The following is a 22,463-nucleotide window of genomic DNA, read 5'->3' on the forward strand; positions in this document are numbered from 1 at the left end:
CCCTCGACAGGGGCGGCGCCGCCCAGCTGGGCGGCCTCGCCGCGCTCCTGCTGCTCGTCCCGCTGACCGTCAGGCAGGCGCGCAGGGTGCGGGTCTGGGCGTACGTGCCCGCCATGCTGGGGCGCGACCCCTGGCTGGGGGCCGCCGTGGCGTCGGCGGCCCTGTCGGTCACGGCGTTCGCCGCCTGGCTGGCGCTGGGCGCGACGCCCGCCGTCACCTCGTCGCTCGGCCCCGTGTGGACGGGGCTGGCCGGGATCGCGGTGCTCGGCTGGCCCGCGCTGGCCGCGCTGCGGGCGCTGGCCGACACCTGGCGCGGGCGCCCGCTGCGCGCCCTGGACCAGTTCGCGCGGGCCGCCGCCGAGCGCACGGCCAGGCGGAACGCGGGGGTGACGCTCTGGATCCTGCTCGGCAGGACCTGGACGACGCTGGTGCCGCTGGTGTGCCTGGCGCTGGTGGTGCAGCCGAGAGCGGCGATGGCCGCGGTGGTGGTGCCGTACCCGCTGCTGCGCGCCTACCGGCGGGGGCCGTGGCGGGAGGACCGCTGGCTGCTCGCCGCGACCTCCCTGACGGCCCTGGGCGCGGCGGGCTGCGCGGCCGGCGGCGCCCTGGGGGACGTCTGGACGTACCGGGCCGGGCTGGCCGCGCTCGCGGCGGTGGCGGCCGTGTTCGGGGCGCGGGCGGCGCGCGCGTGGTGGCGCGGCGGCCCGGGTCCGTGGCGGACGTCACTGATCATGAGCGACCTGCCGATGGGGGCCGCGCCGTCGGTGGAGCTGAGCCCCGAGGTGCGCCAGGCGTTCAGGTACGCCAGGAGCGTCGTGCTGTCGTACGCCGGCCGCGACGGGCCCAGGGCGGTCGGGGCGACGGCGACCGTCAGCCCGTCGGGGGAGCTGCGGCTGGTCGCGGAGGCCGACGGGCCGGACGGGGACCCGCGGGTGGCCGTGTTCGCGGTGGACCCGCTGCGACAGCGGTTCTGGGTGGAGGTGCGGGGCGTCGCGGTGCCCGGCTCGGACGTCCTGAGCGTCACACCCACCCAGGTCAGCGTGGGCCGCTTCCCCGGGCGGCACCAGCGGCGGTAGCCGGAATCCCGGGTCGCCCGCCGGTGACGGTCCGCATCGCCGTGTACGCCGGGCACACCCAGCGTGTCAGGTCCGCCCAATCCCCGGTTCGGTGCGGTATAACCGGGGGCGGACCGGGGAGGCGTGATGCGTGAGTCCGACAGGGTCCGAGCTGCGGGGCGGGGTGCGGCGCGGGATCTGTTTGAGCAGGTGCGGCTGCGGTATTTCCAGCTTCCCCCCGCCGTCCGGCGGGTGCTGTACGTCGTGGTGCTGGTCGGCGCGGTCGGCCTCGGCGCCGCAGTCGGCTGGGAACTGCTCCGCACCTTCCTCATCACCCTGGTGGCGCTCGGCTTCGTCGCGCTGACCCTGCGCTTCCCCCGCGCCGCCGCGACCGTCCTGGTGCTCGCCGCCTGGGGAGCGCTCGCGCCGCTGTTCGCCGCGCTGTTCCCGCCGCACTCGGTGGCCCCGATCCTGCTGGCGCTGCTCGGCCTGCCCGTCGCCGCCGCCGCCCACCTCATCCGCTGGGTGCCGCCGTGGCAGAGCGCGCTGATGGCGCTGGTGCCGGCCGGGATGCTCGCCGCCGCCCTGGCCCTGGTCTCCGACGCCGTCGCCGTCTGGGTCGCCTACGGCGCGGCCGCGGCGGTCCTCGTCTACCGCTTCTTCGTCGCCCGCAGGGCCAGGGCCGAGATGGCCGTCGAGGAGCAGGTCCGGGTCCGGGTGCGCGAGGGCAGGGCGGAGGTCGGGTCCGACAAGCAGGCGGCGCCGCCGCAGATCTCCGTCGAGGACGCGCTCGGCGAACTGGAGAGCATGATCGGGCTGGCACCGGTGAAGGAGCAGGTCCGCTCGATCGCCGCGTCCATCGAGGCGTCCAGGCTGCGGGCCGAGGCCGGCTACACCACCGGCCGTCCCACCAGGCACTTCGTCTTCGTCGGGCCGCCCGGCACGGGCAAGACCAGCGTCGCCCGCACCCTCGCGAAGATCTTCTACGCGTTCGGGCTGCTCGAGACGCCGTACGTGGTCGAGGCGCAGCGGGCCGACCTGGTGGGCGAGTTCCTGGGCGCGACCGCGATCAAGACCAACGAGCTGGTCGACCGGGCCCTCGGCGGCGTGCTGTTCATCGACGAGGCGTACGGGCTGGTCAACTCCTCCGACGGCCAGCCCGACAGGTTCGGCGCCGAGGCCGTGCAGACCCTGCTCAAGCGGGCCGAGGACGACCGCGACCGGCTGATCATCATCCTGGCGGGCTACGAGCAGGAGATGACCTCGTTCCTGTCCTCCAACCCCGGCCTGGCCAGCAGGTTTGCCACCAGGGTCCGCTTTCCCAGCTACTCGCCCGCCGAGCTGGCCGAGATCACCGAGCTGCTCCAGCGCCGCAGGGGCGACACCATGGCGCCCGACACCCGCCAGGCGCTGCTCGGCCAGTTCGAGGACGTCCAGCGGCGCGGCCTGGTCGACGAACTGGGCAACGCCCGGTTCGCGCGCAGCCTGGTCGAGGCCGCCGCGACGGCCCGCGACGTGCGCGTGGTCGGCGCGGGGGGCACCCCCTCGACCCAGGACCTCGTGACCACCACCACCGCCGACGTGACCAAGGCGTTCGGCGAGCTGACCGCCCGCTTCCGCGGCTACGCCGACACCCCCATCCTGGAGGACGCGCTCGCCGACCTCGACGCGATGGCCGGGCTCGAACCGGTCAAACGGCAGGTCCACGCCATCGCCGCCCAGCTCCAGGTGGCGCGGATGCGCCAGGAGCGCGGCCTGCCCACGCCGCCGCAGATGCGCCACTTCGTGTTCGCCGGCCCGCCCGGCACCGGCAAGACCACCGTCGCCAGGGTGGTCGGCCGGATCTTCGCCGCGCTCGGCCTGCTGGCCAGGCCCGACGTGGTCGAGGCGCAGCGGGCCGACCTGGTCGGCCAGCACCTCGGCGCGACCGCGATCAAGACCAACGAGCTGGTCGACCGGGCCCTCGGCGGCGTGCTGTTCATCGACGAGGCGTACAGCCTGGTCAACCCGGGCTACTCCGGTGGCGACGCCTTCGGCGCCGAGGCCGTGCAGACCCTGCTCAAGCGCGCCGAGGACGACCGCGACAGGCTCGTCGTCGTCCTCGCCGGCTACGAGCGCGAGATGGACGACTTCCTCGCCACCAACCCCGGCCTGGCCAGCAGGTTCAACCAGCGCGTGGGCTTCCCCAGCTACTCCCGGAGCGAGCTGTCGGAGATCGCCGTGCTGCTGGCCGAGCAGGCGGGCGACCGCTTCGACGAGGACGCGCTGCGCGACCTCGACGAGGTCTTCGCGTGGGTGTGCGAAGAGCGGCTGATCGACGGCCTGGGCAACGGCCGTTTCGCCAGGTCGCTCTTCGAGCGCGCCGCCATGCGCCGCGACGTCCGGCTGGCGGGGCTGGGCGAGTCGGCCAGCTCGGCCGAGCTGACCACGATCACCAGCGAAGACGTCCGCACCGCCGTGGACGAACTTTCCGGACGCTAATCACACTCCTCTTTGGCACTTTGGTGCATCCTCGTACTCGCATGGTGTAGCAATATGGCTACACATCGTGCGTGTCGGAGGGGGGACGATGGCGGGGTTCCTGGCCCGCAGACTGCTCAACTACGTCGTGCTCGTGGCCGTCGCGTCCAGCCTCGCCTACCTGCTCGCGGCCAGCGCGCTCGACCCCCGCTCGAACTACGCAGAACGCACGCCCAAGCCGCCGCCCGCCGTCGTCGACGCCCAGCTCACCGCGCTCAACCTGAACGACAAGACCCCGCTCATCCAGCGGTACGCCACCTGGGCCACCGGGGTGCTGCACGGCGACTTCGGCAAGACCGTCACGGGCAGCCCGGTGAACGAGGACCTCAAGCGGCGCATGGGCGTCACGTTCCGGCTCGTGATACTCGGGCTGGTCTTCGGCAGCCTGCTCGGCGTCCTGCTGGGCGCCTTCGCCGCGGTCAGGCAGTACGGCCTGTTCGACCGGCTCTCCACCGGGCTGTCGTTCGTGGTGCTCGCCGTGCCCGTCGTCGTGCTCGCCAACATGCTGATCCTGCTCGGCACGTGGGCCAACGACCAGCTCTTCGGCACCCAGGTGTTCCTGGTCAGCGGCGAGTACAGCGTCGGGCTCGACACCGGGTTCTGGGGCGGCCTGCTCGACCGGCTGCAGCACCTGATCCTGCCCACGGTCTCGTTGTCGCTCGGACTGATCGCCGTCTTCAGCCGCTACCAGCGCAACATGATGCTGGACGTGGTCGGCGCCGACTTCGTCCGCACCGCCATGGCCAAGGGGCTGAGCAGGCGCAGCGCGCTCACCCGGCACGCCCTGCGCACCGCGCTGATCCCCGTCGTGACGTACTTCGCGTTCACCTTCGGCACCCTGCTCACCGGGGCCACCTTCACCGAGAAGATCTTCGGCTGGCACGGGCTGGGCGAGCAGATCATCAACTCGATCTTCACCAACGACGTCAACACCGTCGCGGCCATCTCCTTGATCGCCGCGATCGCCGTGCTCTTCGCCTCGCTCGCCTCCGACCTGCTGCACGCCGCGCTCGACCCGAGGGTGAGGGCCGGATGACGCTGTCGGAGGAGGAGCTGGCGGAGGAGCTCCTCGAGCTCAGGGCGCCCTCCAGGGGGAAGGTCGTCGCCAGGCGGTTCTTCGAGTCGCGGCAGGGGCAGGCGGGCTTCGCCGTGCTCGCGCTGATGTTCCTGCTCGCCTTCGCCGGGCCGCTGTTCAGCCAGTGGACCTACACCGACAAGGACTTCACCGCCTTCATGCAGCCGCCGTCCGCCCGCCACTGGTTCGGAACGCTCCAAACCGGCGCCGACGTGTTCGCGGTGACGCTGCGCGGCATGCAGAAGTCGCTGATCGTCGGCCTGCTCGCGGCCCTGGTGTCCACCGCGCTGGCCGCCGTCGTCGGCGCGTTCGCCGGGTACTTCCTCGGCTGGACCGACCGGGCGCTCACCTGGCTCACCGACCTGCTGCTCGTGCTGCCCGCGTTCCTCATCCTGGCGATCATGTCGCCGCTGTTCGGCCCCGGCGACTGGGTGCTGTTCGTGATCATGCTGGCGCTGTTCCTGTGGATGGTCACCTCGAAGATCGTCCGTGGGATGACGATCTCGCTGAAGCAGCGGGAGTATGTCCAGGCCGCCCGGTTCATGGGCGTCCCGGCGGTGCGGATCATCTTCAGGCACGTGATCCCCAACCTGTCGTCGCTGCTGATCGTCGACGCCACGCTGAACGTCAGCGCCGCCATCCTCACCGAGACCTCCCTGTCGTACTTCGGCTTCGGCATCCAGCCGCCCGACGTCTCCTTCGGCACGCTCATCGCCGACGGCTCCAGAACCGCCCTCTACGCGCCCTGGACGTTCTGGTTCGTCGCCGGGCTGCTGATCGTCACGGTCCTCGCGGTCAACCTCGTCGGCGACGCGCTGCGCGACGCGTTCGACCCCGGCGCGAAGAGGTCGCGATGACGCCCGTGCTGGAGGTCACCGACCTGCGCGTCAGCTTCGGCGACGTGCCCGCCGTGCGCGGAGTGAGCTACGCCGTGCGGCAGGGCGAGGTCCTGGGCATCGTCGGCGAGTCGGGGTCGGGCAAGTCGGTCACCTCGGCCGCGGTCATGGGCCTGCTGCCGCCCAGCGCGAGGGTCACCGGGTCGGTCAGGCTGCACGGCAGAGAGCTGCTCGGGGCGCCGGAACGGGAGCTGACGGCCTTCCGCGGCAAGACCATGTCGATGGTCTTCCAGGACCCCCTGTCGGCCCTCACCCCCGTCTACCGGGTCGGCGACCAGATCGCCGAGGCCGTGCGCGTCCACCAGAAGGTGACCAAGGAGCAGGCCGCGGTCAAGGCCGTCGCCCTGCTCGACCTGGTCGGCATCCCCGAGCCGGCGAAGAGGGCCTTGGCCTTCCCGCACGAGTTCTCCGGCGGCATGCGGCAGCGCGCCGTGATCGCGATGGCCATCGCCAACGACCCCGACGTGATCATCTGCGACGAGCCGACCACCGCGCTCGACGTCACCATCCAGGCACAGGTGCTGGAGGTGCTGAAGAAGGCGCAGCAGGAGACCGGCGCCGCGATCATCCTGATCACCCATGACCTGGGGGTGGTCGCCGGGTTCGCCGACCGGGTGCTGGTGATGTACGCGGGCCGCCCGGTCGAGGTCGGGGCCGTCGACGACGTCTTCTACCGCACGCGCATGCCGTACACGGCGGGGCTGCTCAGTTCGGTGCCGCGCGTCGACAGGGGCGAGCGGCAGCCGCTCGTGCCCATCGAGGGCCAGCCGCCTTCGCCCGCCGCGCTGCCGCCCGGCTGCCCGTTCGCGCCGCGCTGCCCGATGAAGGTCGACGCCTGCGACGACGGCGAGCCGCCGCTGTTCGACGTCGGGCCCGGCCACCAGGCGGCGTGCATCCGCTGGGAGGAGGTCAGGCCGCGCATGCCCGCCGAGCACGTCGGCCGCGCCAAGGCGCCCGCGGGCGCGCCGCGACGGCAGCAGGTGCTCCTGGTCGACGGCCTGGTCAAGGAGTTCCCGCTGATGCGCGGCACGGTGTTCAGGCACCGGATCGGCACCGTCCATGCGGTGGCGGGCGTCAGCTTCGACATCGGCGAGGGCGAGACGCTCGGGCTGGTCGGCGAGTCCGGCTCGGGCAAGACCACCACGCTGATGGAGATCCTCGAGTTGGCCAGGCCGCAGCAGGGCCGCATCGAGCTGTTCGGCCACGACACCGGGCGGCTGTCGGGCGCCTCCCGCATGGCGATCAGGCGCGACCTCCAGGTCGTCTTCCAGGACCCGCTCGCCTCGCTCGACCCGCGCATGACCGTCTACGACATCCTGGCCGAGCCGCTGCGCGCCCACGGCACGCGACGCCCCGGCAAGCGGATCGGCGAGCTGCTCGCGCTGGTCGGGCTCGACCCGTCGCACGCCGCCCGCTACCCGCAGGACTTCTCCGGCGGCCAGCGCCAGCGCATCGGCATCGCCCGCGCCCTCGCCCTGGAACCCCGGCTGGTCGCGCTCGACGAGCCCGTCTCCGCGCTCGACGTGTCGATCCAGGCAGGCGTGATCAACCTGCTCGACGCGCTCAAGGTCAAGCTCGGGCTGTCGTACCTGTTCGTGGCGCACGATCTGGCCGTGGTCAGGCACATCGCCGACCGGGTGGCCGTGATGTACCTGGGCAGGATCGCCGAGATCGGGCAGGTCGACGCCGTCTACGACACCCCCATGCACCCGTACACGCAGGCGCTGCTGTCGGCGATCCCGATACCCGACCCGGTACGCGAACGGTCGCGCACCCGGATCCTGCTCGAAGGAGACCTCCCCAGCCCCGCCGACCCGCCGTCGGGCTGCCGGTTCCGTACCCGATGCCCCCTGTTCAGATCCGGCCTGACCGACGACGAGCGGAAGGCGTGCGTCACGGTCGAGCCCGAGGTGCGCCCGCTCGGCGAGGACCACGGCGCGGCCTGCCACTACGCCGAGAAGCTCGAAGTCATCTAGATCTGGAGGGATCCGCTCGATGAAGGCATCACGTCTGGTGGTGACCGCCCTGGCACTCACGGCGGTCATCCCGCCGCTGGCCGGCTGCGGCACCCAAACCGGCCGCGGCAACACCGGCAGCCCTTCAGGGAACGTGGCGATGAAGGCGTTCGACATCAACCCGCAGCCCCGCGAGAAGGTCAAGGACGGAGGCACGCTGCGCTGGGGCATCAGCGAGTTCCCCAGCCAGTGGAACAGGAACCATGTCGACGGCAACCTGGCGATGGCCGCCGTGGTCAGCAACGCGCTGCTGCCGTCGCCGTTCATCTCCAACGAGAAGGCCGAGATCTCCCCCAACAAGGACTACCTGATCGACGCCACGATCACCGCGCAGAGCCCCAAGCAGGTGGTCACCTACACGCTCAACCCCAAGGCCAAGTGGTCCACCGGCCAGCCGATCACCTGGGCCGACTACCAGGCCCAGTGGCACGCCCTGAACGGCCGCGACCGCCGCTTCCACATCGTCTCCTCCACCGGCTACCAGGACATCCAGAAGGTCGAGCGGGGCAAGGACGACTACCAGGTGGTCGTCACGTTCGCCAGGCCGTTCAGCGACTGGCAGTCGCTCTTCGGCCCGCTGCTGCCCGCCTCCACCAACAAGACCCCCGACGCCTTCAACAACGCCTGGCTGAACAAGATCCCGGTGACCTCCGGGCCGTTCACGTTCAAGAGCTTCGACCAGACCGCCAAGACCATCACGATCGTCCGCGACGACCGCTGGTGGGGCGACCGGGCCAAGCTCGACCAGATCATCTACCGGGCGTCCGAGCAGGACGCGATGATCAGCGCGTTCAGCAACGGCGAGCTGGACCTCGCCGACGTCGGCCCGTCGGCCCCCGACTACGCCCGCGCCAAGGCCACCCCCGGCGCGCAGGTCAGGCAGGCGGCGGGCCCGGACTTCCGCCACTTCACCTTCAACGGCTCCAGCGACGATCTCAAGGACGTCCGGGTGCGCCAGGCGATCCAGATGGGCATCAACCGGCAGGCCATCGCCCAGTCGGACCTGCAGGGCCTCGACTGGCCGATCACGCTGCTGAACAACCACTTCTTCATGAACACCCAGGACGGCTACCAGGACAACGCCGGTCAGTACGGCGTGTACAACCCGCAGCGGGCCAAACAGCTGCTGGACGAGGCGGGCTGGCGACTGAACGGGAACGTCCGCCAGAAGGACGGCAAGAGCCTCGACCTGCGCTTCGTTGTCCCCTCAGGGGTCCAGGTCAGCAAGGCGGAAGGGGAGCTGGCGCAGAGCATGCTCTCCCAGATCGGGGTCAAGCTCACGATCCAGGCCGTGCCCAGCGACGACTTCTTCACCAAGTACGTCATCCCCGGCAACTTCGACATCACGCCTTTCTCTTACATAGGCACGCCGTTCCCGGTGTCGAGCAGCTACGGCATCTACGCGAACGCCCCTGACGGCAAGACCTGGAACGCCAACTTCGGCCGTACCGGGTCGGCGGCCATCGACCAGGCCATGAGCAAGGCCATCCAGAACCTCGACCCGGCCCAGGCCCACGCGGACGCCAACCGGGCCGACGTGCTGATCTGGGAGCTGGTGAACGTCCTGCCGCTGTACCAGCGGCCGCAGAACGTGGCGGCCAAGGCGACACTCGCCAACGTCGGCGCCAGAGGCTTCCAGGACCTGCGGTACCAGGACATCGGCTTCACCAGCTGACCGGCCGCCCCCACCGGCCCGGCCGCGGCCACGTGCGTCAGCGGCGTCAAGAGTGGTGTCCGGGAGGCCGGTTCGGGGGCGTCTGGAGTCGTCGGTCCATGGCCCGTCCGGGGTTGTCGGCGGCGGCGTGTAGAAGTGGACGCGTGACGATTCAGCTGACCTGGCCCCAGATCCTCGCCTGGCGCCTGCGCAGGCAGTTCGTGAGCCCCGCCGGCGGGGCCGACGCGGTGGCGGTCGCGCGCAGGCTGTGCGGCGTGCAGGCCCAGGTGAGCTCGTCGGCGCTGCTGGCCGTGGCCGTCCGCAGCGCCGAACCCGACCCCGGCGGCATCGACCGGGCGCTCTGGCACGAACGCACGCTGGTCAAGACCTGGATCATGCGGGGCACCCTGCACCTCCTGCCCTCCGACGAGCTGGCCGGCTACTGCGCCGCCCTGGCCACGCTGCGGTTCTGGGAGAAGGGCTCGTGGCAGCGCGGCCACGGCGTCACCGCCGCCGAGATCTCGGCGATCATCGAGGCCGTCCCGCACGCGCTGGGGGAGCAGCCGCTCACCCGCGAGGAGCTGGTCGAGGCGGTCGTCCAGGTCACCGGCGACGCCCACCTCAGGCAGGCGCTCACCTCCGGCTGGGGAGCCCTGCTCAAGCCGCTCAGCCGCCTGGGCGAGCTGTGCTACGGCCCGCCACGCGACGGCAGGGTGACCTTCACGGCCCCGCGCCACTGGCTTCCCGGCTGGGGCGCGGCACTCCCGCCGTCGGAGGAGGCGGGTGTGCGGCTGGCCCGCGCCTACCTCGGCGCGCACGGCCCGGCGACGCCCGAGATGTTCGACACCTGGCTGTTCGGCGGGGTGGCGAGGAAGGCCGTGCTCAAGGGCTGGTTCCGCGACCTCGGGCCGGAGCTGACGGAGGTCGAGACCGACGACGGCCGCACCCTGCTCGCCCTCACCGAGCAGCTCGACGACCTCGCGGCCACCCGGCCGTGCGGCGAGGTCCATCTGCTACCGGGGTTCGACCAGTACATCCTCGGCGCCCCGCGCAACCTGGAGCCCCTCATTCCGGCGCCGGTGAAGCCCAAGGTCAGTCGTCAGGCGGGCTGGATCTCGCCGGTGGTGGTGCACGAGGGGCGTGTCGCGGGCGTCTGGGAGCCCAAGAACACCCGGGTCGCCCTCGAACTCTTCGAAGACGTCCCGCAGGAAGCCCTCCAGACGGCGGTGGAACGCATCGAATCCCTCCTGGCCATGAAGTAGTTCAGAGCCCCGCGAGGTCGAGCGCATCGAGTGAGTAGCCCGGAGTCTCCCGCCCCGCTCACGCCGCCCGTCGTCGGCCGCTGGGGCCGGGTGGTGGTGCCACCGTGAGAACGTGTCGGCTTGCTTCACGGTGGTCGCGGGAGCTTCGCGCCTCCTGGCGGTCGTGGGGGCGAGTGGCTCCGGGCGTTCTGACAGCGTTCTGCGAGACTTGGGGCATGTCGCGCGAATTTCGTCAGGTCGATGTGTTCACCACCACGCCTTACCACGGGAACCCGCTCGCGGTCGTGCTCGAAGCCGACGGGCTGACCACCGAGGAGATGCAGCGCTTCGCCCACTGGACGAACCTGTCCGAGACCACGTTCGTGCTACCGCCCACCACACCCGACGCCGACTACCGGGTGCGGATCTTCACCACCACGTCGGAGCTGCCCTTCGCCGGGCATCCGACGCTCGGCACCTGCCACGCCTGGCTGGAGGCGGGAGGCGTGCCGCGAGAGGCGGACACGATCGTGCAGGAGTGCGGGGCGGGGCTGGTGCGGGTGCGTAAGACCGGCGACGGGCTCGCGTTCGCCGCGCCGCCGCTGCTGCGGTCCGGGACGGTGGAGGAGCCGCTGGTCGAGCAGGTCGCGGAGGTGCTGGGCGTCGAACGGGGTGAGATCGTCGACATCGAGTGGGCCGACAACGGGCCCGGCTGGGTGGCCGTGCTGCTCAAGGACGCCGACGCGGTGCTCGCACTGCGCCCCGGCAGGACGGAGCTGTCCATCGGGGTGGTGGGGCCGTACCCGGCGGGGGCGCCGCACGCGTTCGAGGTCCGGGCGTTCTGCCCGTCCGAGGGCGGCATGGTCGAGGACCCGGTCACGGGCAGCCTCAACGCCTCCGTGGCCCAATGGCTGCTCCGCACCGGCCGCGCCAGCGCACCGTACGTGGCCGCCCAGGGCACCGTGCTCGGGCGCGCGGGCCGCGTCCGCGTCTCCACCGACGCCGACCAGAACGTCTGGGTGGGCGGCGGGGCGGTGACCTGCATCAGCGGCCAGGTGGAACTGTGACGGAAACGGGCTCCCACGGCGCCCGGTAGCGACCCGTCGGCCCCGGCGGCGGGCAGCGGCGTGCGCGTTCGGCAGGGGTGGAGCCTGCCGGTCGCGTCGGGATCCCGGGGGAGGGCAGAGCGGAGCGTTCAGCGGTGGTTCCGTTGGCGTACGGGGTCCTGGCGATTCGGGTCAGTGGCGGGTGGTGAAGCGGATCTCGTCGCCTGGGCGCAGCTGGGCGGCGATCGGCAGGTTCGCCGTGGCCAGTACGCCGATCACCGGGTAGCCGCCCGTCGGAGGGTGGTCGGCGAGGAAGATGATCGGCTGGCCGCTCGGCGGCACCTGCACCGCTCCGGCGACCATGCCCTCGCTGGGCAGCTCGCCGCCCCTGGCCCGCGCCAGCTCCCGCCCGGACAGCCGCACGCCGACCCGGTTGCTGTCCTGGCTCACCTGGTACGGGCCGGCGCACAGGTCAGCCAGCGCCCCCGGGACGAACCAGTCATCGCGCGGCCCCGGCAGCACTCTGAGCACCGCCGGACGTGCGTCGCGTGGCGGGGCCAGGTCGACGGTGATCGGCGGCAGCGCCCGCACGTCGCCCACGGGAAGGAGAGCCCCCGAGCGCAGCGGCTCCGGGCCGAGCCCGGACAGCGAATCGGTGGAGCGGCTGCCGAGCACCGGCTCCACGGCGACCCCGCCGCGCACGGCCAGGTAGGTCCGCAGGCCCCACGTGGGCCTCCCGAGCCGCAGCTCGGCGCCCGCAGCGACCCAGAACGGCACCCCCATCCCAGCTCCGCCGACGCTGACCGGCCACCCACTCCCGCCCAAGCCCCCGGCACGGGCAGCCCGACCACCTGCCGCCTGACCCGCGGCTGCGGCTGGGTGGACGTCCACGGGGCAGGGGGCGCCGGTGAGAGCGATCCAGGCGCCCGTCCGGAACCGGAGCGCGGCCAGCCCGAACGTCAGCTCGATCCCGGCCGCCCCCTCCGGGTTGCCGACGAGCCGGTTGGCCAGCCGCAGGCTCTCCGCGTCGGCCGCCCCCGAGGAGGGGACGCCCAGGTGGGCGTAGCCGTGCCGGCCGAGGTCCTGGACGGTCGCGTACGGGCCGGGCGACAGCACCTCGATCATGCCGCCTCGAACCGCACGCGCGTGCCGGGCCGGAACAGCGACGGCGGGTCGGCGTCGACGTCCCAGACCGGCAGGGAGGTGCGTCCCAGCAGTCGCCAGCCGCCCGGAGACGCCGTGGGGTAGACCGCCGAGTACGGCCCCGCGATCGCCACGGAGCCGGCGGGGACGGAGGTGCGTGGCGTGTCGAGCCGGGGGACGTGCAGCGTCTCGTCCAGCCCGGTGAGGTAGGCGAACCCCGGCGCGAACCCCAGCCACCCCACCACCAGCTCGCGCCCTGTGTGCCTGGCGATGACCTCGCCGGTCGGGATCCCGGCCAGCTCGGCCACGGCCGGCAGGTCCTCGCCGTCGTAGACGACCGGGATGGTCACCACGGCATCGCCGGCCGTGCGCGCGGTCGAAGGCGCGCAAGGCCGCTCGCACGTGGCGAGGAGCGCGGTCAGCTGGGCGCGCAGCCGTTGCTGGTCGGCCCCCGGAGCGATCACCAGCACCGTCTCGGGGCCTGGGACGATCTCGACGACGCCTTGGGGCCGATCGGCGCGCAGGAGAGCGTCGAGGCGGTGCGAGAGGGCGAGCGCGCCGGTCTCCACGAGCAGCCCGTGCTCTCCGGCCGTCCGGATCACCCCGGCACCGCCGTTCCAGCGCTCGCCGCGGCTTGTGGACCCCGCCGGCGGCGTGTGCGGTTCATGCGAACGCCTGGAGGACCACGTCGGCCTCCAGGAGCCCGTCGCGGACGGCCTGCGCCAGACGGACGGCGTCCGGCGTGTCGCCGTGGACGCAGATGGAGCGGGCCTGGACCGGCACCTGGCTGCCGTCGACGGCCGTCACCGTGCCCTCGACGGCCATCCGGACGGCCCGCGCCGGCACCGCCGCCGGGTCGTGGATGACGGCGCCCGGCTCGCGGCGCGACACCAGCGCCCCGGCCGGGGTGTAGGCGCGGTCGGCGAACGCCTCCGTGACCGTGCGCACCCCCTGCGCGGCCGCCACCGTGTGGACGACCGACCCCGGCAGCGTGAGAACGGGAAGGGACGGGTCGTAGTCGGCCACGGCGTCGATCACCGCCGCCGCCTGCTCCTCGTCGCGGCAGATGCGGTTGTAGAGCGCCCCGTGCGGCTTGACATACGAGACCCGCCCGCCCATGGCGCGCGCGATGCCGTCGACGGCGGCGAGCTGGTAGAGAACCTCCGCGCACAGCTCTTCCGGGTCGGCGTCCATCTCCCTGCGCCCGAAGTGGGCCAGGTCGCGGTAGGACACCTGCGCCCCGATCGACACCCCGCGGTCGACCGCCGCCGCGCAGGTGCGCCTGATGGTCACCGGGTCTCCGGCGTGGAAGCCGCAGGCGACGTTGGCGCTGGTGACGATGTCCAGCAGCGCCAGGTCGTCGCCGAGCCGCCAGACGCCGAAGCCTTCGCCGAGGTCCGCGTTGAGGTCGATCACCATGCTTCCATCATCGCGCGGACGGCTACCTCGGCGCGACGAAGAGTGTCTGGGTGGCGGCGCCGACCTCGCCGTCCTGGTCGAACAGGGTGGACCGGGTCAGGCCGCGTCCGGAGGGGCCGATGACGGTGGCGGCGTCCATGCAGACCCACTCGCCGGCGGGCGCGCGGAACAGCGAGATCGTCAGGTCGACGTTGACGAACATGTGGGTGGCGAAGTCCAGGACCTGGCTGACGCCGTTGCCGCTGTCGGCGAACAGCGCCAGGCGCTCCATCGGGGTGATCTCCTCGCCCTCGACGAGCGGCATCAGGACCCTGCCCCAGACGGTGGCGGGCCCGGTCGCTCCGGCCGTGCCGCTGACGAACCGCCAGTCGATGGCCTTGCCGTAGCCGAACCCGGTCGAGAGCCACGAATCGGTGGCCGCCGGCGGGATCGGGGGAGGGGCGAGCGTGGGGGTGGCAGGGGTGCCGGCCTCGCGGATGCGCCAGGCGGTGGCCCTGGCCTGCTCGCGCCCACCGGAGGAGACGGTGGCCGCCAGGCACTGGACGCGTTTGCCGTCGCGGATCACCTCGGTGCGGACCTCCAGCTCGCCGATCGGCACCGGGCCGAAGACGTCCACGGCGAGCCTCGACAGTTCGAGCCCGGCCCTGGGGGCGGTCTGCGCGAGTTCGTGCATGATCAGCGCGGTGACCGGGCCCATGTGCTGGGTCGCGGGGTCCCACGGCCCCTGGGTGTGCTCGGACGCCAGGTAGCGGCCCGCCGCCAGCCGGGTGTACATCGACATAGAACGAAATTCTAGATCTCGTCGGGGATGTCGGCGATGTCGTCCAGGGCGGAGGCGAGCTCCTCGGGGTCGTCGCCGATGCGCTCGGCGATCTCGATGAGGACGTGCAGCACCTCGTGGCGGTCGTGGCCGAGGTCGAGCAGGCGCTGTGCCGCCTCCCACAGCTGCGGCGGATCGCCCTCCCACAGCCGGGTGGCGATCTCCTCGTGCCAGGCCAGGTGCTCCTCGTCGAGCTCGCCGACGTGGTCGATCTCCAGCAGCGCCCGCCGGTCGGCCTCGTCAGCGGGGTTGAGCCGGTCGAGGTCGACGCCGTTGTGCACGCCCTGCAGGAACGGGAACGCGAACACCCGCCTCGCCAGCGCCGACAGGTCGCCGTCGGGCAGCAGCCGTTCGAGCAGCGGACGGTCGAGCCCGAACGACGTCGGGTCGCGGTAGGCCTCGGGGAACTTGCCGGTCGCCTCCCACACCGCGTCCAGCGTGGCCTTCAGGCCCTGCTCGGGCAGGCCGGTGCGGCGCGCCGCGAAACGGACCCAGGCCGACAGCACGTGCGGCATGGCCTCCTGCTCGGCCACGCTGAGCATCACCTTGCGGGGCAGCCAGTCGAGCAGGAACGTCTCGCACTTGGTCGGGCTCACCCGCAGCGGCCTGCTGAAGTCCTGCTCGCAGCCGTAGTCGATGATGTGGTCGGCGCAGCGCGAGGCCGCGGACGGGTCGGACAGGTGCTCGGCCGCGTCGGAGGCGAGGAACTCGGCCGCCAGCATGGCCCGCCGCTCGCGGCTGTAGGGGGCCTCGATGCGCAAGGGGGCGGGACGCTTACGGCCGGGCGGCAGCGCCTTCAGCCTGGCCCGGGCGAACGCGTGGTAGGCGCTGTAGCTCTCGCTGACCGGCGGCGGCGTCTTGGGCTCGCCGGTGGCCTTCATCGCCGACTCCAGCAGCGCCCTGGCCTGCTGGGGCTCGATCTCCGCGAACAGCAGCATCGAGTTGCCGGCGGCCTCGGCGCGCGCCTGCTCCAGCAGCTTGTCGACGTGGGACGACACCCAGGCGTCGCGCGCCATGCCCGACATGTTGTGGTCGACGACCACGACCAGCGCGTGCGAGTCGGTGCTCTGGCCCGCCTCGTCGTTCCATCGGTAGGCGAACGTGCAGATGACGGTGTCCTGGTCGCCGTAGGCGTCGCGGGAGACGTAGCAGCCGGTGGGTTTGACGGCGCCGACCCGGTCGGCCCAGCCGGGCCTGGCCACGCCCGACTCCATCATCGCCAGCGCCGCGCCCTCCGCCTTGGCGCCCTGGCGGGCCGTTCCGAGATAGGCGAGGCAGATCAGCAGCGTCAACGACGCCGGGGTTCCGGCCTTGGCCGCGTAGTCGACCAACCCCTCGCCGAGAACCTGTTCGACGTCGCCACCTCTGACGCGCCTGCCCCACCAGGCTCCGATCATGTCGGAGACCATCAGTTCGGCGTCGAGGGGACTGCGCACGGCCAGCAACTCGCGTGCCGCCTGCACCATCTCCTTGAACACGTCGTCTGGCGGGGTGCTCTCCCGGGGATCTCGTCGGTGTCGGCGCACGCCCTCACTCTCTCGCATTCCAGGCGCAAACGGTGCGTAGAACGCGGCCTGGTTTCCCCGATGTTATCGGGGACTCCGGGGCGGCGGTGCGGAGTTCACGATCGCGAGCAGATGCTCACGTGCGATGCGCTCCACGATCTCCGGGGTCGCCTTGATGCCGAGATGCTGCGCGCACGCGCACACGTCGGCCACGCAGCGGTCGATCGTGTCCACGGGCACGGTCAGGAACTCTTCGGCCAGCCTGAGACTGACCGGCTCCCTGAGGAAGCGTGTGGCCAGAGCGAGCATAGATGTGAGATTCCTCTGGTGGCCTGGGGCAAACCCCCAGGATTGGACTCAGGGCGACTTGCGCTCTCATTTCATCTTTTCTCGTGCTCGTGTCAAGCCTCTGCGACGCCTGTGTTCACTTCTCGCGGGCGGCTTTCGTGCGAAGCTGTTCCCATGCGCATCCAGCTCGCCCAGCGGACGGAGGCCGACGAGCTGCTCGGCCGCAGCCCGCTCGCCCTCCTCGTCGGCATGCTGCTCGATCAGCAGATCCCGATGGAATGGGCGTTCACGGGGCCCTACACCATCTCCGAGCGGCTCGGGCACGACCTCACGGCCGAAGAGATCGCCTCCTGCGAACCGGAGGCGTTCGCCGCGCTGCTCGCCGAGAAGCCGGCCGTCCACCGGTACCCGAAGAGCATGGCCGCGCGGGTGCAGCAGCTGGCCGCCTATCTTGTCGAGCACTACGACGGAGCGCCGGAGAAGATCTGGGCCGACGCGGCCGACGGCAAGGAAGTGCTCAAGCGGCTCCTCGAACTTCCCGGGTACGGCAAGCAGAAGGCCCAGATATTTTTGGCGTTGCTGGGCAAGCAGCTCGGCGTCCAGCCGCCCGGGTGGCGCGAGGCCGCGGGCCTGTACGGCGAGGAGGGGTCGTTCCGGTCGGTCGCCGATGTGATCGACGCCGACAGCCTGGGTCGGGTGCGGGCCACCAAACAGGAGGCCAAGCGCACGGCGAAGGCCAAGTAGCCTGATCTTGCTGCGCAACGTGGAGCGATTTTGACAGGATGCGATGACCGTATGGCGGCCGGGGCTTCCGTCCGCGCCTGCCCATCGCCGATGATGTACTGCAGGATCCGGTCGCCCGGAGCTGCGCTACGCCGATACATAGTTATGGAGATGTGCCGCGTGGGAGACCCTGGCACGCGACGGAGGTGCCGACCGTGAGCGCCGAGACCTCCGTTCCTCGTCCCCGGGAGTCGGATGTGGACATCTCAGACTCCGCCCTCTTCAGAGGCATGCTCTCGGAGGCGGAGTTCGCTTTCGCCTTCTTCGATCCCGACGGCCTCGTCCAGCGGGTCAACGACGTCTTCACCGAGGTGGTCGGCGTCCCGGCCGACCGGCTGATCGGCCGTCCGCCGGTGGAGACCCTCACGGCCGACCTCAGCCAGGTCATCACCCACGCTGTGCAGGCCGTCATCGCGAGCGACGGCCCGGTCACCGAGAGCAGGGTGCGGGTGCGCTCGTCCGAGGGCGACACGCGCCACTGGTCGCTGTCGTTCTCGCCGGTCCACGACGAGGCGGGCGGGCTCAAGGCGGTCGCGCTGGTCGGCCTGGACGTGACCGAGAGCCGCCAGACCGAGGAGGACCTGCGGCGCAGCGAGGAGCGCTACCGCTCGCTGGTCGAGGCCCAGTCGCAGCTGGTCTGGATCACCTCCCCGACCGGCACGGTCGTCGAGGACGCGCCGCAGTGGCGCGCCATCACCGGCCAGGGCCTGGAGGAGTACCTCGCGCACGGCTGGCTGGAGGCCGTCCACCCGGATGAGCGCCCGCAGACCGAGGAGGCGTGGCGGGAGGCGCTGCGCGGCCGGACCATGTTCGAGTGGAACTACCGCGTCCGCACCCGGGCCAGCGGCTACCGGCACTTCGAGGTCCGGGCCGTCCCGATCATCAGGCACGGCAGGGTCGTCGAGTGGGTCGGCGCGAACACCGACGTGACGCCGCAGCGCGAGGCCGAGGAGATGCGCGGCAGGCTGACCGACCAGCTCGGCGCCGCCGCCCTGCGCACCGCGCGGCTGCAGGGCGCGACCGCGATCCTCGCGGAGGCGCTCACGGTCGAGCAAGTGGTGCAGGTCATCATCGACGTCGGCCGCACCGCGCTCGCCGCCGACCGTTCGGCGGTCGCGCTGCTCGACCCCGACCGCGCCGCGCTCAAGCTGATCAACGGCGAGGGCGTCCCCGAGGCGTCCGGCACCGCGGGCGAGGAGATCCCGCTGGCCAACTCCAGCGTGATGACCATGGCGGTCAACAGCCGCAGGCCCGTCTTCGCCGAGTCGCCCGAGAGCCTCAAGGCGCAACTTCTCGAGGCCGGCGGAGACGAGCAGGTGCTCGACAACTACCTCACGCACAGTGACGAGCGCGCCTGGGTGGGCCTGCCGCTGCTCGCGGCCGGACGCGCGCTGGGAGCGCTCCGCTTCTCGTTCACGAGGCCGCAGAAGATCTCTCAGGAGGACGGCGTCTTCCTGGAGGCGCTCGCCGGGCAGTGCGCGCTGGCGGTCGAGCGGGCCACCCTGTTCGAGCGCGAGCACCGCACGGCCGAAACGCTCCAGCGCAGCCTGCTGCCCGACCGCCTGCCGGTGGTGAAGGGGCTGGTGCTGGCCCAGCGGTTCCGCTCGGGCAGCCGCCACGTGCAGGTCGGCGGCGACTGGTACGACGCGTTCGTGCTGCAGGACGGACGGGTCGCGGCGGTCGTCGGCGACGTCATGGGCAAGGGCGTCAAGGCCGCGGCGGGCATGGGGCGCATCCGCAACGCCATGCGGGCGCTGGCGCTGACCAATCCACCGCCCGCGGCCGTGCTGACCGGCCTCGACAGGGTCTTCGACGCGACCGAGGAAGAGGAGCAGGTCACGACGCTGGCGTACATGGTGGTGGAGCCCGTCACGGGTGAGGGGACCCTGGCGCTGGCCGGTCACCCGCCGCCCGTGCTGGTTTCGCCGCAGGGCACGGCGATCCTCTGCGACGCGGAGCCGGGCACTCCGCTAGGCTGGCCGACCAGCCGCAGGCAGTTCCGGTTCGTGGTGCCGCCCGGCCATACCGCCGTGCTCTACTCCGACGGTCTGGTCGAGAACAGGAAGCGTGGGCTGGATGCAGGGCTCGCCGAGCTTTGCAGTGTTGTGACCGAAGCGCCGCCTGAGGTCGTCAGTAATCCGCACATGTTGCTGGATTTCCTGGTTGACCGGATGTTGTCTGGATATGAACAAGATGATGACGTTACCGCCCTGGCCATCCACGTGCCGCCCGCCACGAAGAGTGACTGAATGAAACAGTCATAAGGGTTGCTTTCGGGTATCAGTGGCGCGCTTACGTACGCACTACTGTCTTGGTCGGCCTAGGGTGGAGGTCAACCGCCGGGAGGTGGCCGTACTGAGTGCGAGGTCGTGCCAGAATGCTGGGCAGGTCCGTCGCGGTCCGCACGGCCTCACCGATCTCCGAGAGAGGCAACAGCCCCCCAGCGGGCATCTGGGTCCATTGTCGCCACGCGTTCGTTCGAGAGGTGTTCGTGTCGCCTGCAAGTTCGACTCGCTCGAAGCCACAAGAGCTGAACGAGCCCGTCATTCAGCGACTGCTCGAGCGTGGGCGCTCGCAGGGTTTCCTCGAGTCTGAGGATGTCCGTCAAGCCTTCGAGGAGGCGGACATCCCCATGTCGCACGCCGCCGCGTTCTTGCGGAACCTCAGCAAAGAGGGCGTGACCGTGGTGGTGACCGCCGCGGATTCGGCTGCGCCCAAGAAGTCTCGTGGTCCAGCAAAGCGCCGTACCGCTGCCCCCGTCAAGACCAAGACGGCAGCGGCCGCCAAAGAGCAGCAGCCCGAGACCGTGACCGCGGTCGTCGGCGCCGCTGAAGCCGAGCCCGCCGCCAAGAAGGCGGCTCCCGCGAAGAAGGCCGCTCCCGCGGCCAAGAAGGCGGCCGCGCCGGCCGCGCCCGCCAAGAAGGCCAAGCCAGAAAGCGCTGGGCCTGCCGAGACCAAGCCCAAGGGCCCCGAGGGCGTCGACGACGACGAGGAGATCGAGCTCGACGGCGATGTCGAGCTGGAAGACCTCGAAGACATCGAGGTCGACGACGACGAGATCACCGCTGAGGGTGACTCCGAGGCCGAGGGCGACGACGAGTCCGACGACGAGCCCAAGGCCGCCGACGCGGCCGCGGCCGCCGCGGCGAAGAGCGAAGACGAAGTCCTCATCCTGTCCGACGACGACGACGACGCGCCGGTCGCGCAGGTCGCCGCCGCGGGCGCCACCGCCGACCCGGTGAAGGACTACCTCAAGCAGATCGGCAAGGTTCCCCTGCTCAACGCCGAGCAGGAGGTCGAGCTGGCCAAGCGCATCGAGGCGGGCCTGTTCGCCGAGGAGCAGCTGGGCGGCGGCGAGACCGACAGCCTGCCGGTCGACGTCCGTGCCGAGCTCGAGTGGATCGCCGAAGACGGCCGCCGGGCCAAGAACCACCTGCTGGAGGCCAACCTCCGCCTGGTGGTCTCGCTGGCCAAGCGCTACACGGGTCGCGGCATGCTGTTCCTGGACCTCATCCAGGAGGGCAACCTCGGCCTGATCCGCGCGGTCGAGAAGTTCGACTACACCAAGGGCTACAAGTTCTCCACCTACGCCACGTGGTGGATCCGGCAGGCGATCACGCGTGCCATGGCCGACCAGGCGCGCACGATCCGCATCCCGGTCCACATGGTCGAAGTGATCAACAAGCTGGCCCGGGTCCAGCGGCAGATGCTGCAGGATCTCGGCCGCGAGCCCACGCCGGAAGAGCTGGCCCGCGAGCTGGACATGACCCCCGAGAAGGTGGTCGAGGTCCAGAAGTATGGCCGCGAGCCGATCTCCCTGCACACCCCGCTGGGTGAGGAGGGCGACAGCGAGTTCGGTGACCTGATCGAAGACTCCGAGGCCATCGTCCCGGCCGACGCCGTCAGCTTCACGCTGCTGCAGGAGCAGCTGCACTCCGTTCTCGACACGTTGTCGGAACGCGAGGCGGGCGTGGTGTCGATGCGATTCGGCCTCACCGACGGGCAGCCGAAGACGCTCGACGAGATCGGCAAGGTGTACGGGGTGACGCGCGAGCGCATCCGGCAGATCGAGTCGAAGACGATGTCCAAGCTGCGGCACCCGTCACGGTCCCAGGTGCTGCGCGACTACCTGGACTGACGCCGTTCCACCCGAGCCCCGCACAGGCCCCCTGTGCGGGGCTCGGTGCGTTCCTGGGCCACGTCGAGCTCGTCCCAGGATGCGCGCCCCTGCAGCCGAGTCGCTGACGCCTCGCGAGGGCCAGGTGCTGGCCTTGGCAGCCAAGGGCATGACCAACGCGGAGATCGGCCGGTCACTGTCGATCAGCGAGACCACGGTCAAGACCCATCTGATGCGGATCTTCGGCAAGCTGGGCGTCTCCGACCGGACGGCGGCCGTGACCACGGCCATGGACCGGGGCCTTGTCTGATGATGGTTCTGCTGCTGTTGAGTAGACGGCTTGAACCTGCGTCGACGCTGGGGTTCAGGGGTGGGGGTGGCTCTGTGAGGTGATCCGCTCCGCCTGTTCGCGTCCCACGTCGGCCGCCCGGCGAAGGTAGTCGGCGATGACCGCCAGTTCGCGGTCGTCGTAGCTCTCCAGCACCTGCGAGAAGGCCTTTCCCGGCTCGTCCCAGGCCGCTCCGATGCGGGCGTTCGCCTCGGGGGCCAGGGCGACCAGTGCCCGCCTGCGGTCCGCAGGGTCGGCGTGCCGCACCACCAGACCCGCCTTCTCCAGGCGATCGACCAGGCGCGTCGCGGACCCGGGCGTCAGGCCCGTCAGCTTCGCGATCTCGCCCGTGCTGACAGGGCCGGACTCCAGGTCGAGCAGCGCCACGCACTGCAGGTCGGTGGAGTGGATGCCCAAACTGTCGGCCATCGCCTGGTTGAACAGCACGTACGCGGCGTAGTGCCGCTGGCTCTCGGCGAGGATCCGCTTCAGCCTCTCCGCTCGGGTTGACATCGGCCGCTCCGTACCTCACATTTATGTGCGTCATGCAATCTTTGC

Annotated in this window: 17 protein-coding genes and 2 pseudogenes; 12 read left to right on the top strand and 7 right to left on the bottom strand. The window is 71.3% G+C overall.

Annotated elements, in window-relative coordinates; translation table 11 throughout:
* The 8 genes and pseudogenes from ABZ297_RS21255 to ABZ297_RS21290 form a co-directional block, all read left to right on the top strand.
* Positions 1 to 1,076: pseudogene (locus ABZ297_RS21255) on the top strand (hypothetical protein); the annotation flags it as partial.
* Positions 1,077 to 1,202: 126 nt separating this feature from the next.
* Positions 1,203 to 3,536, top strand: a complete 2,334-nt coding sequence (locus ABZ297_RS21260) for an AAA family ATPase (protein WP_355348636.1) — start codon at positions 1,203 to 1,205, stop codon at positions 3,534 to 3,536.
* 88 nt (positions 3,537 to 3,624) lie between these two features.
* Positions 3,625 to 4,611 (top strand): ABC transporter permease, encoded by a 987-nt coding sequence (locus ABZ297_RS21265; protein WP_355348639.1) that lies wholly within the window; start codon positions 3,625 to 3,627, stop codon positions 4,609 to 4,611.
* The gene (locus tag ABZ297_RS21270; protein ID WP_355348642.1) at positions 4,608 to 5,507 is read left to right on the top strand and encodes an ABC transporter permease; all 900 of its coding nucleotides are present in this window, start codon (positions 4,608 to 4,610) and stop codon (positions 5,505 to 5,507) included. The genes ABZ297_RS21265 and ABZ297_RS21270 overlap by 4 nt, the downstream gene beginning before the upstream one ends.
* A complete protein-coding gene (locus ABZ297_RS21275; RefSeq protein WP_355348645.1) occupies positions 5,504 to 7,522 on the top strand; it encodes an ABC transporter ATP-binding protein in 2,019 nt (672 codons plus the stop codon). The genes ABZ297_RS21270 and ABZ297_RS21275 overlap by 4 nt, the downstream gene beginning before the upstream one ends.
* A 19-nt stretch (positions 7,523 to 7,541) precedes the next feature.
* Positions 7,542 to 9,236: an ABC transporter family substrate-binding protein gene (locus tag ABZ297_RS21280; RefSeq protein ID WP_355348648.1), complete on the top strand. Its 1,695-nt coding sequence runs from the start codon at positions 7,542 to 7,544 to the stop codon at positions 9,234 to 9,236.
* 143 nt (positions 9,237 to 9,379) lie between these two features.
* Complete coding sequence (locus ABZ297_RS21285; RefSeq protein WP_355348650.1) at positions 9,380 to 10,477, top strand: winged helix DNA-binding domain-containing protein; 1,098 nt, start codon at positions 9,380 to 9,382, stop codon at positions 10,475 to 10,477.
* Between the two features lie 215 nt (positions 10,478 to 10,692).
* Positions 10,693 to 11,523 (top strand): PhzF family phenazine biosynthesis protein, encoded by an 831-nt coding sequence (locus ABZ297_RS21290; protein WP_355348653.1) that lies wholly within the window; start codon positions 10,693 to 10,695, stop codon positions 11,521 to 11,523.
* A 171-nt stretch (positions 11,524 to 11,694) separates the two neighbouring features.
* On the opposite strand, the gene ABZ297_RS21295 is transcribed toward ABZ297_RS21290, so the two are convergent.
* From ABZ297_RS21295 to ABZ297_RS21320, 6 genes are all read right to left on the bottom strand, one after another.
* A complete protein-coding gene (locus ABZ297_RS21295) occupies positions 11,695 to 12,627 on the bottom strand; it encodes a biotin-dependent carboxyltransferase family protein (RefSeq protein WP_355348656.1) in 933 nt (310 codons plus the stop codon).
* A complete protein-coding gene (locus ABZ297_RS21300) occupies positions 12,624 to 13,247 on the bottom strand; it encodes an allophanate hydrolase subunit 1 (RefSeq protein ID WP_355348659.1) in 624 nt (207 codons plus the stop codon). Before ABZ297_RS21300 ends, ABZ297_RS21295 begins: the two co-directional genes overlap by 4 nt.
* A gap of 61 nt (positions 13,248 to 13,308) precedes the next feature.
* The gene (locus ABZ297_RS21305; RefSeq protein ID WP_350807128.1) at positions 13,309 to 14,064 is read right to left on the bottom strand and encodes a 5-oxoprolinase subunit PxpA; all 756 of its coding nucleotides are present in this window, start codon (positions 14,062 to 14,064) and stop codon (positions 13,309 to 13,311) included.
* 22 nt (positions 14,065 to 14,086) lie between these two features.
* Positions 14,087 to 14,845, bottom strand: coding sequence for a thioesterase family protein (locus ABZ297_RS21310; protein ID WP_355348663.1), 759 nt, complete (start codon positions 14,843 to 14,845; stop codon positions 14,087 to 14,089).
* Between the two features lie 11 nt (positions 14,846 to 14,856).
* Complete coding sequence (locus ABZ297_RS21315; protein ID WP_355348781.1) at positions 14,857 to 16,350, bottom strand: hypothetical protein; 1,494 nt, start codon at positions 16,348 to 16,350, stop codon at positions 14,857 to 14,859.
* A gap of 123 nt (positions 16,351 to 16,473) precedes the next feature.
* The gene (locus ABZ297_RS21320) at positions 16,474 to 16,698 is read right to left on the bottom strand and encodes a hypothetical protein (protein WP_350807131.1); all 225 of its coding nucleotides are present in this window, start codon (positions 16,696 to 16,698) and stop codon (positions 16,474 to 16,476) included.
* Positions 16,699 to 16,851: 153 nt separating this feature from the next.
* Between ABZ297_RS21320 and ABZ297_RS21325 the strand changes: the two genes are divergently transcribed.
* The 4 genes and pseudogenes from ABZ297_RS21325 to ABZ297_RS21340 all read left to right on the top strand — a co-directional run.
* Positions 16,852 to 17,421 carry an HhH-GPD-type base excision DNA repair protein gene (locus ABZ297_RS21325; RefSeq protein ID WP_355348666.1) on the top strand — a complete coding sequence of 190 codons (570 nt, stop codon included), beginning with the start codon at positions 16,852 to 16,854 and terminating at the stop codon, positions 17,419 to 17,421.
* A gap of 236 nt (positions 17,422 to 17,657) precedes the next feature.
* The gene (locus ABZ297_RS21330; protein WP_355348669.1) at positions 17,658 to 19,709 is read left to right on the top strand and encodes a SpoIIE family protein phosphatase; all 2,052 of its coding nucleotides are present in this window, start codon (positions 17,658 to 17,660) and stop codon (positions 19,707 to 19,709) included.
* Positions 19,710 to 19,951: 242 nt separating this feature from the next.
* On the top strand, positions 19,952 to 21,598 hold the full coding sequence (locus tag ABZ297_RS21335) for an RNA polymerase sigma factor (RefSeq protein ID WP_355348784.1): 1,647 nt from the start codon (positions 19,952 to 19,954) through the stop codon (positions 21,596 to 21,598).
* Positions 21,599 to 21,698: 100 nt separating this feature from the next.
* A pseudogene (locus tag ABZ297_RS21340) lies at positions 21,699 to 21,887 on the top strand (LuxR C-terminal-related transcriptional regulator); the annotation flags it as partial.
* 54 nt (positions 21,888 to 21,941) lie between these two features.
* On the opposite strand, the gene ABZ297_RS21345 reads toward ABZ297_RS21340, so the two are convergent.
* Positions 21,942 to 22,418, bottom strand: a complete 477-nt coding sequence (locus ABZ297_RS21345; RefSeq protein ID WP_355348672.1) for a MarR family transcriptional regulator — start codon at positions 22,416 to 22,418, stop codon at positions 21,942 to 21,944.
* Positions 22,419 to 22,463: the final 45 nt, after the last annotated feature.

This window comes from Nonomuraea sp. NPDC005983, assembly GCF_040614375.1.
Lineage (GTDB): Bacteria > Actinomycetota > Actinomycetes > Streptosporangiales > Streptosporangiaceae > Nonomuraea.